The organism is Halopelagius longus, from assembly GCF_900100875.1.
GTDB classification, from domain to species: domain Archaea; phylum Halobacteriota; class Halobacteria; order Halobacteriales; family Haloferacaceae; genus Halopelagius; species Halopelagius longus.
This window is the reverse complement of record NZ_FNKQ01000006.1, coordinates 160,784-178,155: the sequence shown is the minus strand read 5'-3', so window position 1 is coordinate 178,155 and position 17,372 is coordinate 160,784. Positions and strand designations below refer to the sequence as shown.

Here is a 17,372-nt window from a genome sequence, read left to right as displayed (position 1 = left end):
GGTGGTGAACTGCGTCTCGAACGCGTTGGTTTCTACCCCACCGCGTCCGCAGAAAAAACGTGACAGCTCGATTCGCCGCAGTCGGTTACTGGACGGACTCGTTGACGAGACGAGCGGTCAGGTCGGCCACCTCGCGGCGGACGCGTTTCGCGCGGGTCAGGTCGGGTTCCGCGTCGTCGTCGGTGAGCGATTCGACGTAGTCGAGAATCTCCTCGGCGTCGCGAGAGTGGAATATCTCGCCCTCGTCGATGAGCGCTTGGTCCACCGAGATGCGCGTGCTCGGGAAGAAGGAGACTGCGGGCGTCTCCATGCGGGCGGCCTCCCGCGCCATCGTCCCGGACCCGGTGAGCATGCACCGCGCGTGCCACGCGAGTTCGAGGCCGTCGAGGGCCTCGTCGGGGACGTACACGTTCTCGGAGGGGACTCCCTCGGCGAACTTCTCGTCGCCGTCGTTGCGCGGGAGGTAGACGACGTTGATGTCGCGTTCGGCCGCGCCCGCGAGCAGGTCGGGGACGATGCTCCCGTCGGCGTCCACGTACGTCGCCGTGAGGGCCTCCGGGCGGACGACGATGAACTCCTCGCCGTCGAACGGCAGTCGCTCGGGGAACGTCGGGTCCGGTTCGAAGGCGGCGACGTACACGTCCTCCTTGTACCCGTCGTAGGTGTGGACGCTGTCGGGGTCCGCGCCGCGTTCGGTCAGCACCGACGTCTCGAACGCCTTCGGGACGACGTTGTGCGTCGCCTGCGCTTCGAGTCGGTGGTACAGCTCCTCGGCCTTCAGGTCGTCCACGTAGGCGCAGATGTCGTTGTCCGTGAAGTGGATGGAGGGGGTCCCGCGCGCCTTCGCGGCGAGGACGCACATCGCGTTCCGCGAGGAGAGCGCCACGTCCGCGGCGGGCGCGTTGAACGTCAGTTGCGCGGTCCGCATGGGAATCCCCACTTTCCGGAGCGTCGGGTTCTCGTAGTCCTTCCCGACCGTCTCGAAGTCGAAGCCGACTTCGTCCGCGAGCGGTACGGTTTCCGTCTTCTCGCGGACGGTCACCTCCGTGCTGACGTTCGAGAGACTGTCGGTGAGCGCTTTGAAGAAGAACGGGTGGCTCGGGCTGGCGAGGTCCACCCACACGTTCACCGGTCGGCCCCGAGGCGTCCGTCGCGCGTCGTCGTCCGCCCGCGCGAGTTCCGTCTCGCTCACGTCCATCCCCCCGCGCGCGTCGTCTCGCAGTCGTCGCTCCTCGGTGTCTGCTCCGAGACGATAGGTGTCCTCGTCATCGACTGTACAGCGACGGAGAACGTGTTTTGTTATGCGTCGACGAACTGAAGTTAGCCCCCCTCAGACCGCGGTTCAGATGTATCCGAGGTCCGCGAGGTGGTCGCTCATCGAGTCGTCGAACTCCGCGCGTTCGCGCTGCTCGGAGTACGGCAGGCCGTACGTTTCGAGCCACGATTCGCACGTTTCGGCCAGTTCGTCGCGAGTATCGGGGTGCTCCTCGCTCACGTCTGTTTCCTCGTCGGGAATGGCGAACAGTTCGTCGCCGTCGGTACTCCGGGTGTAGCGGAACTCCGGCGTCCGAACGCTCGTCACGTCGTCGGAGTGGTATTCGCTCGCGTCGAACTGCGGGCCGGACTCGGCGAGTTTCCCGAACTTCCCCTGCGCGCGGGCGCCGCTACGCTGGGTGACGGCGAACTCGCGGTCGCTCTTGCGCAGGTCGTAGCCGACGGGGAGGTCGAAATCGACGCCGGCCGCCGTGAGGGCCGTCTGCATCGCGTCCGCGTGCTGGACGATGTCGTCGCGGGTGCCCGAGAGGCCGGGGACGCCGGAGACGACCATCGGAACGTGCGAGACGGCGTCTTCGACCGATATCATGTGCGCGAGGAGCCCCGACTCGCCGAGCAGTTCCCCGTGGTCGGAGGTGACGACGACGATAGGGTCGTCTAGTCGCGACTCGGCGTACTCGACGATGCGCCGCGTCGTCTGGTCCACGTTGAGTATCTCGGCGTCGTACATCGCTCGGATTGCCTCCCACTCGTCGTCGGCGAACGGCAGGTCGCGAGCCATGTACTCGTAGAGGTTCTCGGACATGTCCATCGACGTCTCCAGCGCCTCGTCGAGACCCATCTCGAACCCGTCCGTGAACGCGTCCTGATACGGTTTCGGCGGGTAGTACGGGTGGTGGCTGTCGCCGAGGTGGACGTAGAGGAAGAGCGGGGTTCCCTCCTCGGACGCCGCGCGGACGTGGCGCTTCGAGAGGACTTCGTTGAGGTAGCCGATGGAGTGCTTTCGGGTGTCGGTGGTGTAGCCGGCGGAGTAGCGGCGCAACCCGGTGAGATACCGAATCATCGTCGGGATGCCCATCTCCTCGATGAGGTTCTCCTTGCCGAGGTAGTGGAAGTGGTCGAACCCCCGCGCGAGGCCCGTCACGTCGCTCAGTTGGGGGTTCGGCGAGATACAAGCGGTTCGGTAGCCCTCGTCGCGGAACGCCTCGGCGACGGTGGGTACGTCGCTGGCGAGACGGTCGTCCTGCGACCACGTTCGGTGCGCGGAGGGGGCCAACCCGGTCAGTATCGACGCGCTCGACGACCGAGTCCAGATATCGTGCGAGAAGCAGTTCGTGAACGTTGCGGCGTCCGATCGGGACCCGAGCGACCGAAGGAACGGCGTCGTGTCGCGGTCGTACCCGCCGAGCGAACTGTGGTCCTGACGGACGCTTTCGAGTGTTATCCAGACGACGTCTCGGGGCATTGGATATCGTTCGAAATGATTCCGGGACGGATAATTCGTCAGCGACTAACGTTTCTCTCGCGCGCACGTGTCGGCGGTTATGACCATCTTAGCGGCGGACGACCCGCCGGAAGCGTCGGCTCACGGGACTGCTCCGCAAACGAAGAGTGCCGCGCCGCTACGATTTCCGACTCAGTACTTCCGCGCGACGTCGACGAGTGCGCTCCCCTCTATCGAGAGGTGTTCGACGCCCTCGGTGACGGTGACCGCGTCGTCGTCGCCCGCATCGAGCGTCTTTCCGCGCGTGCCCGCGCGACGCGAGGCGACGAGGTCGTACGTCGCCGACCCCCCCTCGGCGGCCGCGAAGAACTCGACGTCCGCGTCGTCGCCCACCGTCGCGGCGTCCACTTCGACGCCGTCGACCGTGACGCGCGCGCCGGTCGAGAGGCGCAGGTCGGCGAGCGACCCGGTGTACTCGAAGCGGTGGAGGCCGCCGGTGAGGTAGCCCTCGGTGCTCGGCCCGAACGTCGCCGCCCGTCCCTCCGTGAGGTCGTCGCCGGGTTCGGTGTCGCCCTCGACGGTGAACTCGTAGGTGACGTTCTCGCCCATCCACTCTATCTCCAGCGTGTGCGGTTCGGCCCCCGCCTGCGCCGCCCCGACCGCGTCGTACGCGACGTTCGAGACGACGACGGACCCGTCGACGGTTCCGCCGATGCTGCCGGGCGTGTCGCCGACGACGGTGAAGCCCCCAACGACGCTGTCGCCCGTCTCGGCGAACTGGAGCCACTGGTTCCCCGCCGCTCCGGTCGGACGGAACCGCACGTCCGCCGCCGTCTCCCCGACGCCGACGAACCCGGTTCGCTCCCCCATCTCTATCGGGATGTTCACGCTGTACGTCCCCGCGGGGAACTCGACGAGCACCCCGTCGTCGACCGCCCCGCCCAAGGCGGCGTCTATCGGAACCGTCCCCGTCGGGTCCGCCCCCAAGTCTTCGACGGCGTTGACGCGCCGGTCGAACTCGATGTCGTTCTGTTCGAGTACCGCAGCGACGGGACTGCTCGTCGCGGCCGCACCCGTGGCGACTGCGGCGGCCGCCGCCCCCAGTCGAAGTGCGTCGCGACGCCCCAGAAGCGTCCCACTCGATTCGTCCCCATCCGTCCTGCCCGCATCGTTCGGTCTTTCTGCCATGGACGCTCGGTTAATTAGAGATTATTTAGATAAGTGCTTCGATTATTTTGGGCGTTTTTTGTCTGTAAATATACTAATAGACTCCTGACTTTCACTAATTAGTGAATGAACGGAAGGGTAGCTCATCGCCGCTTCGAGGCGTGGAGAAGCGCTGTACGGCCAGTTTGGTGTCCGTGAGGATGGCCAGATTCTCCGTTATCACCGTGTTAACACCGAGTTAACGGATCGTCGCGGCGGGGAGTCGGATTCGCCGCGCGCGCGGACGGCCGAAAGAAGGGCCGACTCCGCGCGGCGTTCGCGAACGCGCGAGAGCGACTGAGCGCGGTGGAAAGAACGTCTCCGGGCGTCTCGCCGACACTCCCCGGCGAGAGGCGGATAGGCGGGCTCTCGCGTCGCTCTCGCTCACTGTTTCAGTTCGTTTCGCACTGTTTCAAGCCGCGGTAGAGCGCTTCGAGGCGTTCGACGGTGACGGGCCACGAGTACTCCTCCTCGACTCGCTCGCGGCTTTTCCGTCCCATCTCGTCCACCCGCTCGGGGTCGTTCACCAGGTCCGAGAGACTCGCGGCGAGCGAATCGGGGTCGCCCGGCGAGACGAGAACGCCGTTGTCGTCAATCAGACTCGGAATCGCACCGACCGTCGTCGAGAGCAGGGCGTTCCCGCCCGCCATCGCCTCAAGGAGCGCGATGGGCAGGTTCTCGGCGTGCGTCGGGAGGACGAACACCGACCCCTCGCCGAGGAGTTCGCGCTTTCGCTCCTCGCTGACGTACCCCTCGTAGGTCACCTCGGGGTGTCGCTCCGCGAGGTCCTCCGAGAGGTGAGAGAGGGGTCCGGACCCGGCGATGGTGACGCGGAACTCCTCGCCGCGCGCGGACAGTTGCTCGACGGCGTCGACGAACTCGCGGATGCCCTTCCGCTCGATGTGGTTCGAGACGAAGACGACGTGCGGCGGGCGCGCGCCGTACGTCGGGTCGTACTCGTCGGGGTCCACCGCGTTCGGGAGCACCGTCGTCTTCTCCTGCCCGACGCGCGGCCCCACTACGTCGCGCCAGTACTCGGAGAGGACGATGACGTTCGCGCAGTGGTCGAAGACGAGAGACTGGTACCACCGGAGGAGGCGCGAGTCCGACTGGACGAAGCTGTCGAACGACGACCCGTGGACGTGGAGGATGACCGGGACGCGCCAGACGACGGCGGCGTAGAGCACGTATAGACTCGACTGGAAGAACGAGTACCAGTGGCTGGAGTGAACGTGGAGCACGTCCGGCGGCCGCCGGAAGGGAAAGCAGAGCGCCTGCCACATCGCGTGCAACACCGCGCGGACGAACGCCGAGGGGGAGTCGGTGTCGGCGACGGCCACGTCGTACACTCTGACGGAGACGCCGTCGCCGAGACGCTCCCGTTGCTCGCGGATGTACTGTGCGATGCCACCGGTCGGTTTCCCCGCCGGTCCGACCAGCATGATATCTGTTGCCCGCATCGAGTGTTCCCACGACAGAAGCGTGGATAGTAATGGAGTAGTTACGCCGCGGTCGGACGAATCGACGCGTCTCGCGCGCCGTCGGCCGAGCGTTCGGTCGTCGTCCGGCGAACGAACGGCGGCGTTACAACCGCGGTAACGCCGCGCGGTCGGACGAACTCAGTCGGTCGTGTTCACCAGTCCCTCTTGGTCGACGTAGTACAGACGGTAGTCGCCGTTCGTCTGCACGCGGGAGAGTCGCGGCGTGACCGCCCCGTCTATCTCTCGGAAGTCCTCCCGCTGATAGCGGATGCCGTGGAACCCTTTCACCTCGCGGCCCTTGTCGCGTTCGGAGACGACGAGGTAGTATCCGGGGTGGTCCGTCCGTTCGTTCTCCCGATACTTCGTCAAGTTCTCGATGCTGTCGAACTCGGTCTTGTTCGGACTCCACAGCAGTCGGCCGGGAACCGTCGTCGTGAGCGCGTCGGTGAAGCGCGAGGCACCGATGCGCACCTTCGCCACGGGGACTTCTTCGGCTTGATGTTTGAACGTGGCGTCGTAGCCGACGAACTGCGATTCGGGCGTCTCCGAGGAGGGGAGGTAGATGTACGGCGAGGGGTAGAACGCCACGAGCGACCCCGTCAGGACGAGAACGGCGAGGAGGACGCTCGCGACGCGCGCACCGCCGCTCAGGGCGGATCCGTACTCGGTCACCGCCTTGTAGAGGGCGATAGCGCCGAGAACGCCGATGAGAACCATCGCGAAGCCGAGGTGGCGGAAGAAGTACGACGACACGTTGCCGACGAACTGCGCGGCGAAGAACGGCCCGAGGGTTAGCGCCGAGAAGCCGATGTACGTCACGGCCATCTCGGAGTCGTCGCCGCTCCGGTCGCGGAGGACGCCACCAAGTACCTCCTTCAGCACCAGACCGCCCGCCAGCAGGGTGTACAGGAACGAGATGCCGAACAGTTTGACGAACAGCACCTCGAGGCTGATGTTCAGCGAGTCGGCCGATTTCCCGCGGTCCTGCGCTATCTGTCCGGCGCCCTCTCCCGTCTGGAGGAACCCCGTGACGGAGTTCGTCAGGTTCTCGGCGAAGATGAACGTCTGTTGGTGCTGGACGGCCCACGCGGTGAATATCACCGCGAGGGCGAGAACCTGCCCGGTGAGCAGTCGATGATCGAACGTCCTGGTGGTCCCGGTGGCCCCGGCGGCCCCGGCGGTCTCCGTGCGGCGGCGCAGGACGTACCCCACGGCGAACACCGTGAACAGTAGGATGAGCACGTCGATGGCCACCTGCGGGTGGTAGAACACCGTCGCGCCGAGTGCGATGGGCGCGACGAGACTCACCGCCGACGCCCACTCCGGGAGCGTCTCGTCCTCCGCCCCCCGCGTGATGTGTTTGAACGTGAGATAGAGGACGAACGGGAAGTACAGCGTCGTCAGCGTGTAGCTGTGGAAGCCCGGATGGGTGCTGATGTTGTTCATCGGCAGCATCAGCATCGCCGTGAACACCGCCAACCCGACCGCGCGACCGTCGGGGACGACGGCCCACACGGCGAGGGGGACGAACACGAGGCTGACCACCGACGCGGTCATCATGGCGTACATCAACCCGTGACGGAGCGGAACGCCCATCGCCTCCGAGAGGAAGATAGCCAGCGAGTGCCCGCCGGGATAGATGAGGTCCATGAACGCGAAGTCGGTCCGCAGGAGCGACTTCGCCAGTCCGAGGTGGGTCAACGCGTCGCCGGACCCGTAGAAGTACGTCCCTCGGAGGAACGGCAGACCGAGGAAGGTGAGCATGGCGAGTCCGGCGAGTGCGACGCCGAGCGCTCGCGTCACTCGTCGGCCGAAGACGGCGACGCCGAGGCCGAGTGCGACCGCGAGGCCGAAGCCGGCCCAGTAGACGAACGGCGTCGAGGCGTATATCGACGCGTCGTACCCGGGCGAGGGGTTCACCCTCGCTACGACGACTCCCGCGGCGAGAGCGAGGTAGCCGACGACGAGTGCGAGGCGCAGAGCGTCGTCGCTCACCGCCCGTGACTGCGACCACCCCGTCCGAGTCGCACTCATCGATCGAGGGACGGACAGCAACCGTGTCTGTCCGCCCCGATAGTGCGTACCGCTGTCGATACGAATTTCACACTCACCACCACGAATACCGCTCCTTTCGTTATGTCTAAAGTAACGCCCGCGAACTCCTGACCGTCGGCGCGAAAGACCGGAGGCCGACGGCGTCCGCCGGAAGGAATCGCAGACGCAGACGCGGCGCGGATGGGTGATCGTGGAACGGCCTTCACTTCGGGCAGAATAACGATAATGGTTCGAATCGTACGGGTACTCATGAACCGACGTACCGGAGTGGGCGCGACCCGCCCCTCCCGACGGGACTGCGCACTGACCGACTTCGCGGACTCGAACGATGAGTGACGACGCGCCGGTGGAAGGCGACGAGTACAGCCACACGGACGGGACGACCGAAATCGTCTACCTGACCGAAGACGGCCGGGTGCTCACGCTCCGGGAGTACCCCTCGACGAACGCCTTCGAGGACGCCGTCGAGACGGCCGCGTACCGCGGCATAAACGAAGCCGTGGCGGCGCTCCCCGGCCGAGAGGAGTTCTTGGACACGGAGCTTCCGGGGGACGCCGACGAGGACGACGGACCGGCCCGAAACGACGCTCCCGAGGAGTGACACCGATGTCGGCTGCTACTTCGTCTCGCGTCGACGAACTCCCGGCGCAGTACCGCGAGATGGTCGGCAGTTCGACCGAGCGTCCCCTGTCCGCAGCACCCTCCGCGAGCGTCGTCATCGTCACCTACGGGACGCCGCGGGCGGTGCTTCGAGAGACGCTCGACGCCCTCGACGAACAGACGGCGGACGACTTCGAGGTGATCGTCGTCGACAACGGCGTCCGGTTCGACCTCGACGAACTCGTCGAACGGACCGAACGAGTGAGCGCCCTCGTCCACCTCGACGGCAACTACGGCGTCACGGTGGCTCGGAACGTCGGTGCCGAGGTGGCGGCCTCCGACCTCCTGATCTTCCTCGACGACGACGGCATCCCGGACGGCGACTTCGTCGCCGCGCACCGCGCCGCACACGACGACGGGGCGGTGGCCGTCCGCGGCCGGGTCCTCCCGCGGAGCGACTCGCTGTACAACCGCCTGCAGACGTGGTACGACCTCGGCGACGAGCGGGTTCCCTTCACGCTGAACATCGAGGGCAACGCCTCGATCCGACGCGCGGCTTTCCGGGAGGTCAGCGGGTTCGACGAGTCGCTCTCCGGGCGGGCGGGCCACGAGGGAATCGAACTGACGTACCGACTGCTCACAAGCGGCTACGACCGCGAGGATATCGTCTACGACCCCCGTCCGGTCATCTACCACGATTACGCGACGGACGTGCGGTCGTACCTCCGAAAGCGCGCCGCCGGACGGCGGCGTCGGCGACTGCTGGCGGCGACCCGCCCCGAGGTGTCCAAACTGGCGAGGGAGTACTCGAAACCGACCTCGTCGCGCTCAGACCGGGCACGAGGCGACCGGTTCGCGCTCGTCTGTCTGGACGCGATGGTCCGACTGACGCTCGCGTTCACGTCGCTCCGAAAGAAGGTGAATCTCCCCGGCGGCCGCGCGGGCGGCGGCAGAGCGTAAGAGCGGATTTTCCGCGCGAAAACGGGTTTACGGCTCGGTCTGCGTCGCCGTTTCGGTCGCAGTCTGCGTCGTCCCGTCCGTCGCGGCTTGGCTACTGCCGTTCGCCCCGTTTCCGTTGCCGACCGGAACCACGTCGAACCAGATGTTGACCGAACGGTACGCCGTCTCCTCGCGCGCGTCGGCCGGCGCGTCACCGCGGTAGACGAGGTAGACGAGTCGGAGGTCCTGCCCCTCCATCGTCGGCGTCACCCGGTGCCCGTACTGCCACGATTGGCCGGGGTAGAGCGTCTGAGACTCCCGATTCAGCTCCTCGCGCTCGACGACTTGGCCGTCCTCGACGCGCTGAAGTTGGACCACGGCGGTGTACTTCGTCCGCTCGTGTTCGTAGTTCTCCACCAGCAGAACCATCTCCGAGGACGTTCCGCTGGTGAACTGCTCGGGGTACCCGCCGGCGGTGAGGTTCCCGTTCTCCTGTTCGGTGAGAATCGACACCTGCGTGAACTCCGACCCGTCGGCGGGCGCGGCGAGACTGAACGTCACCGCCCCGACCGCGAGGAGTATCGCCACCGCGAGAGCGGCGTTCACGGCTCGGTTTCCGTTCGATCCGTCGAACGCGTCTCGGACGCCGGCGACTCCGTGAGCGAACGGAACGACGTACCGCGTCCCGTCGGGGGTTCTGGCGCGCCGAACGGCGCCGAGAATCGTCGCCACGGCGGCCGTTCCGGTCGCGATGCCGATAATCGCCGGTCGCTGGTACTCCAACATCCCGACGTCGAGCGTCCACGCGAACACGGGGACGAACGCGACGCTGAGTCCGAACCCGAACGCGAGGCGTTCGAGGAACGGAAGCCCCGCGCGTTTCGGTCCGCTGCCGCCGCCGAGTTGCCACCCGGCGTTCCCGCGTCTCGACATCACGTCGGACGGAGACCGGCCGGACTCCGTGGCCGGAAACACGAGCGTCGAAACCGCGTACCCCGGAAGGAACAGCACGAGAACCGCGCCGGCGACCACCTGCAACGGACCGCCGATGCCCGAACTGACGACGAAGGCGGTCCCCGCGACGAGGGCGAGGGTCACAATCGCGTCCGCCGCGAGTCCCTTCCGACTCACGGCTCCCTCCCCTGCCTGACGGCTTCGAACGACACTCCCCCTCGGATGGTCGAGTTGCGGGTCACTACCGGCTGTCTACTCCGTATCACCTTCGTTACTATCAGAATAACAGACATCCCGACCGGAGACGCCGCCGCCTCGGCTCTCCGACCGGTTCCGAAATCGCGCTTCTCGCCCTCGGTTCGAGCCGTCGTCGCGGAACGCTCCCTATAACAAAACCCGCTTCGGTGAATGTTCCGACAATGGACGCGACATCCGAGTACGCCCCCGAAGTGAGCGTGGTCATCCCGACGTACGGCCGGCCGGACTACCTCCCCGACGCCGTCGAGAGCGTCGCGGCGCAGACGTACTCGAACGTCGAACTCGTCGTCGTGGACGACCACTCGCCCGAACCGGTCGAACCGGTCCTCGAGGACCTGTCGCTCGACGGCCTCTCGTGGCGGTGTCTCCGCCACGAGGAGAACCGGGGCGCGAACGCCGCCCGTCGAACCGGCATCGAAGCCACGGACGGCGAGATAGTCGCCTTCCTCGACGACGACGACTACTGGGAACCGAGACTCGTCGAGCGATACCTCGAGGCGTTCGACGCGGGCGGTTCCGAGGTGGGCGTCGTCGCCGCCGGCGTGCAAATCGTGGACGCCGACGGCGAACAGATCGGCAGCGTCGTTCCCGAGTACGCCGGCGACGTGACCGAACGACTCCTCCGCGGAACCCTCCAAGCGGCGACGTTCTCCCGATTTGCGGTCCGCCGCGAGGTTTTCGACGACGCGGGCTACCCCGACGAACGACTGCCGAGTCTGCAGGACCGCGAGTGGCACATCCGCCTCTCGCAACACGCCCGCTACGCCTCAGTGCCCGAGGCGTTGGTCGTCCGGCGCGTCACCGACCACGGCCAGATAACCGACAACTTCGAGAAGAAACGCGACGAGTCCGTCCCCCTCATCGTCGAGAAACACGAGTCGCTCGCGGCGTCGTACGGCGAGGACTGCCGCCGGGAGTTCCTCTCCAACTTCGACCGCACGCTCGGGTTCTCGGCGCTCAGAAACGGCTACTACCGCGACTCGGTTCGACACCTCCTCCGGTCGATTCGGCGCGACCCGACGCAGGTGTCCGCGTACGGCTATCTGGCGTTGGCCATCGGCGGTCCGTTCACCTACGGGTCGGCGCGCCGCGCGAAGCAGTGGCTCTCCGGGCGAGTCTCGGTCTGAAGCGTCGGAAAAACGTTCTCTTAGCGGAGGTCGTTCCGAGTCCCTCGCGGGACTACTCCCGCGTCGCGTTCAGTCGTAGTTCGTCTGAAGCCACTGCTCCAGCGTCGTGAGTCCGGACACCGCGCCGATGTGGTCTACCTCTTGGGTCTCGAAGTGTTCCTCCGCGATAGTCTCGACGGCGTCGGCGTCGAGGAACTCCCTCTCCGCGGCGTCGTCGAGTAGGTCCACCAGCATCGACCGCATCTCGTCGTCGGAGATGGACCAGACGCTCTGCATCCGGCGGCCGCCGTACGCCGTCGTGCCGCGGAGGCGTTGCACCGACGTGCTGGTGACGAACCCGGCGACGTGCTTCCAGAGGGGTTCCTCGGGCGGCATCTTCGTCCGTTCGTACGGGACTTCCGCCATCCCGTAGCCGATTTCGCGCGCGAGGTCGAGTTTCGCCTCGGCGGTGCCGGAGGGAATCTTCCCCCTCGTCCCGGGAATCCAGCCGACGCGCTGTTCGAGGGGCATCTGGGTCACCGCGCGGAGGAACTCCCCGTGGGCGAACGGGACGCGCGTCCCGGCGCGACTGCGGACGAGTTTGTTGCTGGCGAAGTCGCCGCGGGGGAAGTAGTTCCGGTAGTACGCGTCCATCACCGTCTCGGCGTAGCCGTCCTGTCCGCTCTTGGCCACCTCCTCCTCGTAGGTTCGGTCGAGGTCGATTTCGCCCGAAAGCAGGTCCGACACCGTCCCCTTGTCGGTCTGGTGTTTCGCGCGGTAGAGGGCGTCCTCGCGGGAGTCGCTCAGTTCGATGGAGGAGCGTCCGATGCCGTCGCCCATCATCCCCCCCTGCCCGCACGCTTCGAGGAGGATGTCCGTCGGTTCGGGGACGGAGAAGGTGGCGGTGAGGTTGAGGAACGTGTTCCACCCGAGCATCCCGTCGGTGATGGTCACCGCGTCCTCGAAGTTCTCGACGAACGGTCCGGGGGTGAGGTCCACCTCCTCGTTCTCCAATCCGAGGATGTCGCAGATCTCCCGCGCGAGTTCGATGTTGCCGCCGCCGGCGGGGTTCGCGTCGTACGTGTACGTCCGCATGTCCGGGACGTACTGGCTGAGTTCGCCGGCCATCGTCCGACTGTCGAGGCCGCCCGAGAGCCACAACCCGACGGAACTGTCGTCCATGGTCGCCGCCGAGTCCCGAATCGCGGTCCGGTACGCCGAGACGAGGTTCGGCGTGAACGACGACTTCGGCCGGGTGTCGAACTCGAAGTTCCAGTAGCGCCGCACCCTGGGGTCGTCGCCCTCGTACTCCAGCGCGCTCCCGCTATCGAGGAACGTCACCTCCTCTAAGAGCGTCTTGTCGCCCCAGACGTGCCCTATCATCAGCAGATCGCCGACGGCGCGTTCGTCCACGGTGGGGTCCTCGACCGTCTCTGCGACTTCGTTGAGGTTCGACCCGAACACGAAGTCGTCCCCGTCTTCGGCGTAGTAGACCGACCGGGTGCCGAGTTTGTCCGTCGCGACGACGAGTCTGTCGCCGTCGGTGCAGGCCAACACGAACGGTCCGTCCACGTTCGGGAGGGTGTCGGTGGGGTTCTCGAAGGCGCGTTCGAACAGGTCCTTCGCGTCCCAAGAGAGCGCAGAGAGGTTCGAGACGGCACCGTAGACGACGCCGGTCAGGCCGTCCTCGTCGTACGTCTCCCACCCGCCGGGGTCCCTGTCGGCGAGGTGTTCGACGCCGAGCGCGTAGTCGCCGCGAGAGAGCGTCACAGTCTCGCTCTCCGCCTTCGTCGGGGTCTCCCCGAGGAGGCGGCGGAGCGTCGATTCGGAGTAGCTTCCGCCGATGAGTCCGGTCATAGTTTGAGAGCCGCGCGTGCTACGTGCGCGTTATCTTTCCGTCGCCGTACGTGATATTCGTTATAGTGAAACTAAGGGCCTCAGGAGGCCGCGAACGCCGGTTCGGCTCACCGAGACCGGGACGGATTCCCGTCACGTCGGCGCTCGTACCGCCGCGTTCGAACGCCGCGCCCGCCCGCGTCCATTATCACTCTAATAACAATGTCCACGGAGTGGTTCTCTCCGCTCGATACACGCATGTACTCTCTCTCGCAACTGAAGCGAGGACTCGACTCGCCGCACCTCCTCGTCCGCGAAGCGAACCGTCTCGTCCACACCCGCGGAAACCGTCGGCACAACGACGGTATCGACGTCTTCTCCGAGGACTGGGACAACCTCTTCATCCTCGACGCCTGCCGCTACGACATGTTCCGCGACCAACACGACCTTCCGGGCCGGCTGGAGTCTCGCGTCTCGCAGGGGGCGCACACGAGCGAATTCCTCGAGGCCAACGTCGCGGACCGCGACCTGCGCGATACGGTGTACGTGACCGCGAGCCCGATGTACTACCGCAAGCGCGACGAACTGGACGCCGAGTTCCACGACGTTGTCAACGTCTGGAAGGAGGGCGGGTGGCACGACACGTACCGCACGGTGATGCCCGAGACGGTCGTCGAGTACGCCCAGACGGCGGCCGAACGCTACCCGAACAAGCGCCTGTTGGTCCACTTCCTCCAACCGCACTACCCGTTCGTCGGCGAGACGGGGCAGAAGTACTTCGACCTTGACGACCTCGCATTCGAGTGGGACGCCGCCTTCGGCGACGAACTCGGCGTCTCCGACGAGATTCTCTGGCGGGCGTTCCGCGAGAACCTCGACGTGGCGCTTCCCCACGTCGAACGACTAATGCAGTCGCTTCCGGGAAAGACGGTCGTCTCCGCGGACCACGGCCAGATGATCGGCGACCGGTCGCGTCCCGTGCCGAACCGGGAGTACGGCCACCCGCCGGGCATCTACACGACCGAACTGACGAAAGTGCCGTGGCTGGTGTTCGAGAACGGGCCGCGAAAGACGATTCACCACGGCGCGGCCGAGGGCGAGGCGGAGACGGACAGAGAGGCGTCGTCCGAGGATATCTCTCTCGGAGACGGAGAAGAAGAAGAGACGGAAGCCGACGACCTCGTCGAAGACAGGTTAGAGAGTCTCGGCTACCTGTGAGCGTGAACCGAGGAGCGGTGACCGAAACGGGTGCGTCCGGGTTTACCCGTCGTTGTCCTCGAAGGAGACCGACGCCTTCCCGTTGACGTTCAGCATCTCGATGTCGCCCGAGAAGCGGAACCGGTCGATACCCTCGTCGACGACGCCGACGACGGTGCTGCCGTCGACTTCGTCCGTGAGGTCGTCCCAGGAACTGGCCGACACGCTGTTTGCGGTGTCTTTCTCCAACTCGCCGGTGACGGTTATCTCGTAGCCGGTGACCCGCTTCGTCTCGCTTCCGTCCATGGTGATGACGTTCGGGAGCCCAGTCGTGTCCGTGCTGCCGTCGGAGGTGGAGTCGTCCGTGGACCCGTCCGACGTGCCGTCGTTCGACGTCTTGGAGACGAGCGTCGAGGGATCGACCTGTTCGCCGTCGAGGTAGAGCGTCGCGCCGCCCTCGACGAAGGAGAAGGCGGTCACTTCGCCGGAGAACTGCACGCCGTCGCTGTCGTTCGTCACCCATCCGTCGAGGACGTTCCCGTTGAGGGAGTCGTACTGCGTGAGGGGGGTGCCGAGGTCGGGGTGGTCCGCGATTTCGCCCGACACTTCGAGGAGGTAGTTCGTCGAGGTACCGTCGGGGACTATTTCGAGCGCGTAGTCGTAGGCGCTGTCCGTGGTACTGTCGTTGGTCGTGTCGTCCGTGGAGCCGTCCGACGTACTGCCGTCGGAGGTGCTGGAGACGAGCGTCGCGGGGTCGACCTGTTCGCCGTCGAGGTAGAGCGTCGCGCCGCCCTCGGTGAAGGAGAAGGCGGTCACCTCGCCGGAGAACTGCACGGCGTCGATGTCGTTGGTCACCCAGCCGTCGATGACGCCGCCGTCGATAGCGTCGTACTTCGTCAGCGACGTGCCGAGACCCGGGTGGTCCATGACGCCGCCCGAGACTTCGAGGTGGTAGTTCGTCGAGGTGCCGTCGGGGACTATCTGGAGCGTGTGGTCGCACGCGGCGTCGGCGACGAGCGTCGCGGGGTCGACGACCGTCCCGTTGACGGAGATGTCGGCGTCCCCTTCGAGGATGTTGACGGGGCCTAACGCCTTCGAGAAGGCGTAGGTGTCCGTGTCGCCGTCGTTCGTGATCCACGCCGAGACGTTCCCGGAGTCGACGCTGTCCCACGACTCGACGTCGCTCTGCCCTTCGAGGCCCCCGGTGGCGGAGAACTCGTAGTTCGTCTTCGTTCCCTTCCCCGTCACGGTGAGGGTGTTGGGGTGCGAGGAACTGCCGTAGGTGTCCGTCGAGGGACTCGTCGTCGTCCCGTCGCCGACCGTGAACGAGTCGTCCGGCACCGGGCACGAATCGGAGTGCGTGATGCCCGAGGTGGAGACGCTCGACCCGTCGAAGATGGTCGCCTGTCCGGTGACGTTGATGTTCGTGTTCTCGATGACGCTGTTGTCCGAGTTGCGGAGGTAGATGCCGTCGCGGTTCCCCGTCAACTGGAGACAGCTGTTTCGGATGGTCGAACCGTTGCGGTTGTCGATGCGGATGGCCGGAGCCGACCCGGACGACGACCCGGTGACGCTCACGCCGTCGAGGGTGACGCCCCACGGTCGTTCGCCGGTGGTGCCGAGGCGCGGGTCGCGCGGGTTGTCGATGCGGACGGCCGCGATGCCGTCGACGTCCATCTGGAACCGGCTGTTCCGGATGGCCATCTCGCCCGCGGAGCCGTCGACCCAGACGGCCGCCGTCGTCTTCGAGGGCGCGGACTTGTAGATGAAGTCGCAGTCCTCGATGTAGCCGCCCTTGTCGCCTCGCCTGCCGGTCTCCCACGTGATGGCGTGGGGGTTGATGAACTCGCCGCCGTTCTCGTCGGTCGCGTTGTCCGTGTCCACGACGAACCGGCAGCCCTTCACGTGGCATCCGTCGCCGCCGATGCGGAGCGACGTCTGGTTGTTGTTGACGAAGAGGCTGTCCTGTATCTTCACGGCGCCCTGCGCCGCGCGGGCGTAGATGGCGTTCGTCCCGGTGTTCTCGATGTGGGAGTTCCGGATGACGAGTTCGCCGACGTGCTTGCTCCCGAGCCAGATGCACCCCTCGTTCGCGTCACCGTCGAGGTGGCCGTGCGAGGTGATGTCCGTCGGGCCGGTGCGGACGAGTCCGTCGACGACGACTCGGCCGTCCGAGTCGAGGGCCTGCGGACTGAGGTTGTCCACCGCGCCGTTCCCCTGCGTCGGGTTGAAGCCGACGAAGTGGATGTCCTGCACGCGCATGTTGTCGTTGGCCTTCAGGAGCATTCCCAGGCTCCCCTGCCGGTCGAAGCCGTAGTCGATCGCGAAGTTCTCGACGAGTATGCCGCGTCCCCCGTTCACCTTCAGGAGGAACTGCGAGGCCCCCTCGTCCGAGACGAACTTGACGTCGGTCGGGTGGTCGCCCAGTCCCCGGATTCCCCAGTTGTTGACCCCCGATTCCGCGATGGTGTCCTTCCAGTAGTACGTGCCCGGCGGGAACTCGATGAGGGTGTCCCCTCGGTCGATGGCCCGGTTTATCGCGGAGTCGATGGGCTCGTTGCCGTTCGGGTCGAGACCCAGGTCGTCGACGGCGTTGACGACGCGGTTGAACGAGATTCCGTATCGTTCGCTGGCGGCGGCGGCCGAACCAGCTATCGTCCCCACACTGCTCAGCCCGACCGCGGCCGCGGCCGCCCCCATCTTCAGCGCGTCGCGTCGGTTAAGGAGACGTTTACTCTCCTCCGTCCCCCGGTTTTGGTCATCCCCGTTCCCCTTTTCGGTGCGAACCGTGTCTTCTGCCATTCCGGATGATTCACACCACCTCCAGAATATATACTTTTCGTATATTTCTCGATATTAGTACAGAAATGTGCTGTGGGACAACAAAAAATAAACGAATGTACTCTTTTCCTGAATGTATTTACTTCCTACTTGTATCGACGATTCTCGGCTCTAAGGCTCTAAAACGGCCGTTAATGGGTAATTTACGGACGTGTTAACCGAGTGGGAACGGGAATAACG

12 protein-coding genes are annotated in these 17,372 nt (G+C 65.9%); 4 read left to right on the top strand and 8 right to left on the bottom strand.

The annotated features are described in order from the left end of the window. Positions 1-85: 85 nt before the first annotated feature. The 5 genes from BLS11_RS18350 to BLS11_RS18330 form a co-directional block, all read right to left on the bottom strand. Positions 86-1,192, bottom strand: a complete 1,107-nt coding sequence (locus BLS11_RS18350; RefSeq protein WP_245699016.1) for a DUF354 domain-containing protein — start codon at positions 1,190-1,192, stop codon at positions 86-88. A 150-nt stretch (positions 1,193-1,342) separates the two neighbouring features. After that, a complete protein-coding gene (locus tag BLS11_RS18345; protein ID WP_092539256.1) occupies positions 1,343-2,740 on the bottom strand; it encodes a sulfatase in 1,398 nt (465 codons plus the stop codon). Between the two features lie 171 nt (positions 2,741-2,911). After that, the gene (locus BLS11_RS19585; protein ID WP_092539255.1) at positions 2,912-3,907 is read right to left on the bottom strand and encodes a hypothetical protein; all 996 of its coding nucleotides are present in this window, start codon (positions 3,905-3,907) and stop codon (positions 2,912-2,914) included. Between the two features lie 410 nt (positions 3,908-4,317). Then, complete coding sequence (locus BLS11_RS18335) at positions 4,318-5,385, bottom strand: glycosyltransferase family 4 protein (RefSeq protein ID WP_092539254.1); 1,068 nt, start codon at positions 5,383-5,385, stop codon at positions 4,318-4,320. Between the two features lie 159 nt (positions 5,386-5,544). Next, on the bottom strand, positions 5,545-7,401 hold the full coding sequence (locus BLS11_RS18330; protein ID WP_245699015.1) for a hypothetical protein: 1,857 nt from the start codon (positions 7,399-7,401) through the stop codon (positions 5,545-5,547). Between the two features lie 388 nt (positions 7,402-7,789). Here BLS11_RS18330 and BLS11_RS18325 point away from each other — a divergent pair, with 388 nt between their 5' ends. Together BLS11_RS18325 and BLS11_RS18320 are read left to right on the top strand one after the other, a co-directional pair. Continuing rightward, the gene (locus BLS11_RS18325) at positions 7,790-8,062 is read left to right on the top strand and encodes a hypothetical protein (RefSeq protein ID WP_092539252.1); all 273 of its coding nucleotides are present in this window, start codon (positions 7,790-7,792) and stop codon (positions 8,060-8,062) included. A 5-nt stretch (positions 8,063-8,067) separates the two neighbouring features. Beyond that, positions 8,068-9,021: a glycosyltransferase family 2 protein gene (locus tag BLS11_RS18320; protein ID WP_092539251.1), complete on the top strand. Its 954-nt coding sequence runs from the start codon at positions 8,068-8,070 to the stop codon at positions 9,019-9,021. Positions 9,022-9,048: 27 nt separating this feature from the next. Here the strand turns inward: BLS11_RS18320 and BLS11_RS18315 are convergent, their stop codons facing one another. Beyond that, positions 9,049-10,131, bottom strand: a complete 1,083-nt coding sequence (locus BLS11_RS18315; RefSeq protein WP_092539250.1) for a DUF1616 domain-containing protein — start codon at positions 10,129-10,131, stop codon at positions 9,049-9,051. 242 nt (positions 10,132-10,373) lie between these two features. On the opposite strand from BLS11_RS18315, the gene BLS11_RS18310 reads away from it, so the two are divergent. Next, positions 10,374-11,339 carry a glycosyltransferase family 2 protein gene (locus tag BLS11_RS18310; RefSeq protein WP_092539249.1) on the top strand — a complete coding sequence of 322 codons (966 nt, stop codon included), beginning with the start codon at positions 10,374-10,376 and terminating at the stop codon, positions 11,337-11,339. A gap of 69 nt (positions 11,340-11,408) precedes the next feature. Here the strand turns inward: BLS11_RS18310 and BLS11_RS18305 are convergent, their stop codons facing one another. Further along, positions 11,409-13,175, bottom strand: coding sequence for an asparagine synthase-related protein (locus tag BLS11_RS18305; protein ID WP_092539248.1), 1,767 nt, complete (start codon positions 13,173-13,175; stop codon positions 11,409-11,411). A 237-nt stretch (positions 13,176-13,412) separates the two neighbouring features. Here BLS11_RS18305 and BLS11_RS18300 point away from each other — a divergent pair, with 237 nt between their 5' ends. After that, entirely contained in the window at positions 13,413-14,372 is a 960-nt protein-coding gene (locus BLS11_RS18300; RefSeq protein ID WP_092539271.1) for a hypothetical protein, read from the top strand. 42 nt (positions 14,373-14,414) lie between these two features. Here the strand turns inward: BLS11_RS18300 and BLS11_RS18295 are convergent, their stop codons facing one another. Next, complete coding sequence (locus tag BLS11_RS18295; protein ID WP_092539247.1) at positions 14,415-17,153, bottom strand: DUF1565 domain-containing protein; 2,739 nt, start codon at positions 17,151-17,153, stop codon at positions 14,415-14,417. Positions 17,154-17,372: the final 219 nt, after the last annotated feature.

Bases quoted from the DNA above. Each gene is read 5' to 3' on its own strand.
- BLS11_RS18345 (WP_092539256.1), bottom strand. From the start codon at position 2,740: ATGCCCCGAGACGTCGTCTGGATAACACTCGAAAGCGTCCGTCAGGAC.
- BLS11_RS19585 (WP_092539255.1), bottom strand. From the start codon at position 3,907: ATGGCAGAAAGACCGAACGATGCGGGCAGGACGGATGGGGACGAATCG.
- BLS11_RS18335 (WP_092539254.1), bottom strand. From the start codon at position 5,385: ATGCGGGCAACAGATATCATGCTGGTCGGACCGGCGGGGAAACCGACC.
- BLS11_RS18325 (WP_092539252.1), top strand. From the start codon at position 7,790: ATGAGTGACGACGCGCCGGTGGAAGGCGACGAGTACAGCCACACGGAC.
- BLS11_RS18320 (WP_092539251.1), top strand. From the start codon at position 8,068: ATGTCGGCTGCTACTTCGTCTCGCGTCGACGAACTCCCGGCGCAGTAC.
- BLS11_RS18310 (WP_092539249.1), top strand. From the start codon at position 10,374: ATGGACGCGACATCCGAGTACGCCCCCGAAGTGAGCGTGGTCATCCCG.
- BLS11_RS18305 (WP_092539248.1), bottom strand. From the start codon at position 13,175: ATGACCGGACTCATCGGCGGAAGCTACTCCGAATCGACGCTCCGCCGC.
- BLS11_RS18300 (WP_092539271.1), top strand. From the start codon at position 13,413: ATGTACTCTCTCTCGCAACTGAAGCGAGGACTCGACTCGCCGCACCTC.
- BLS11_RS18295 (WP_092539247.1), bottom strand. From the start codon at position 17,153: ATGGCAGAAGACACGGTTCGCACCGAAAAGGGGAACGGGGATGACCAA.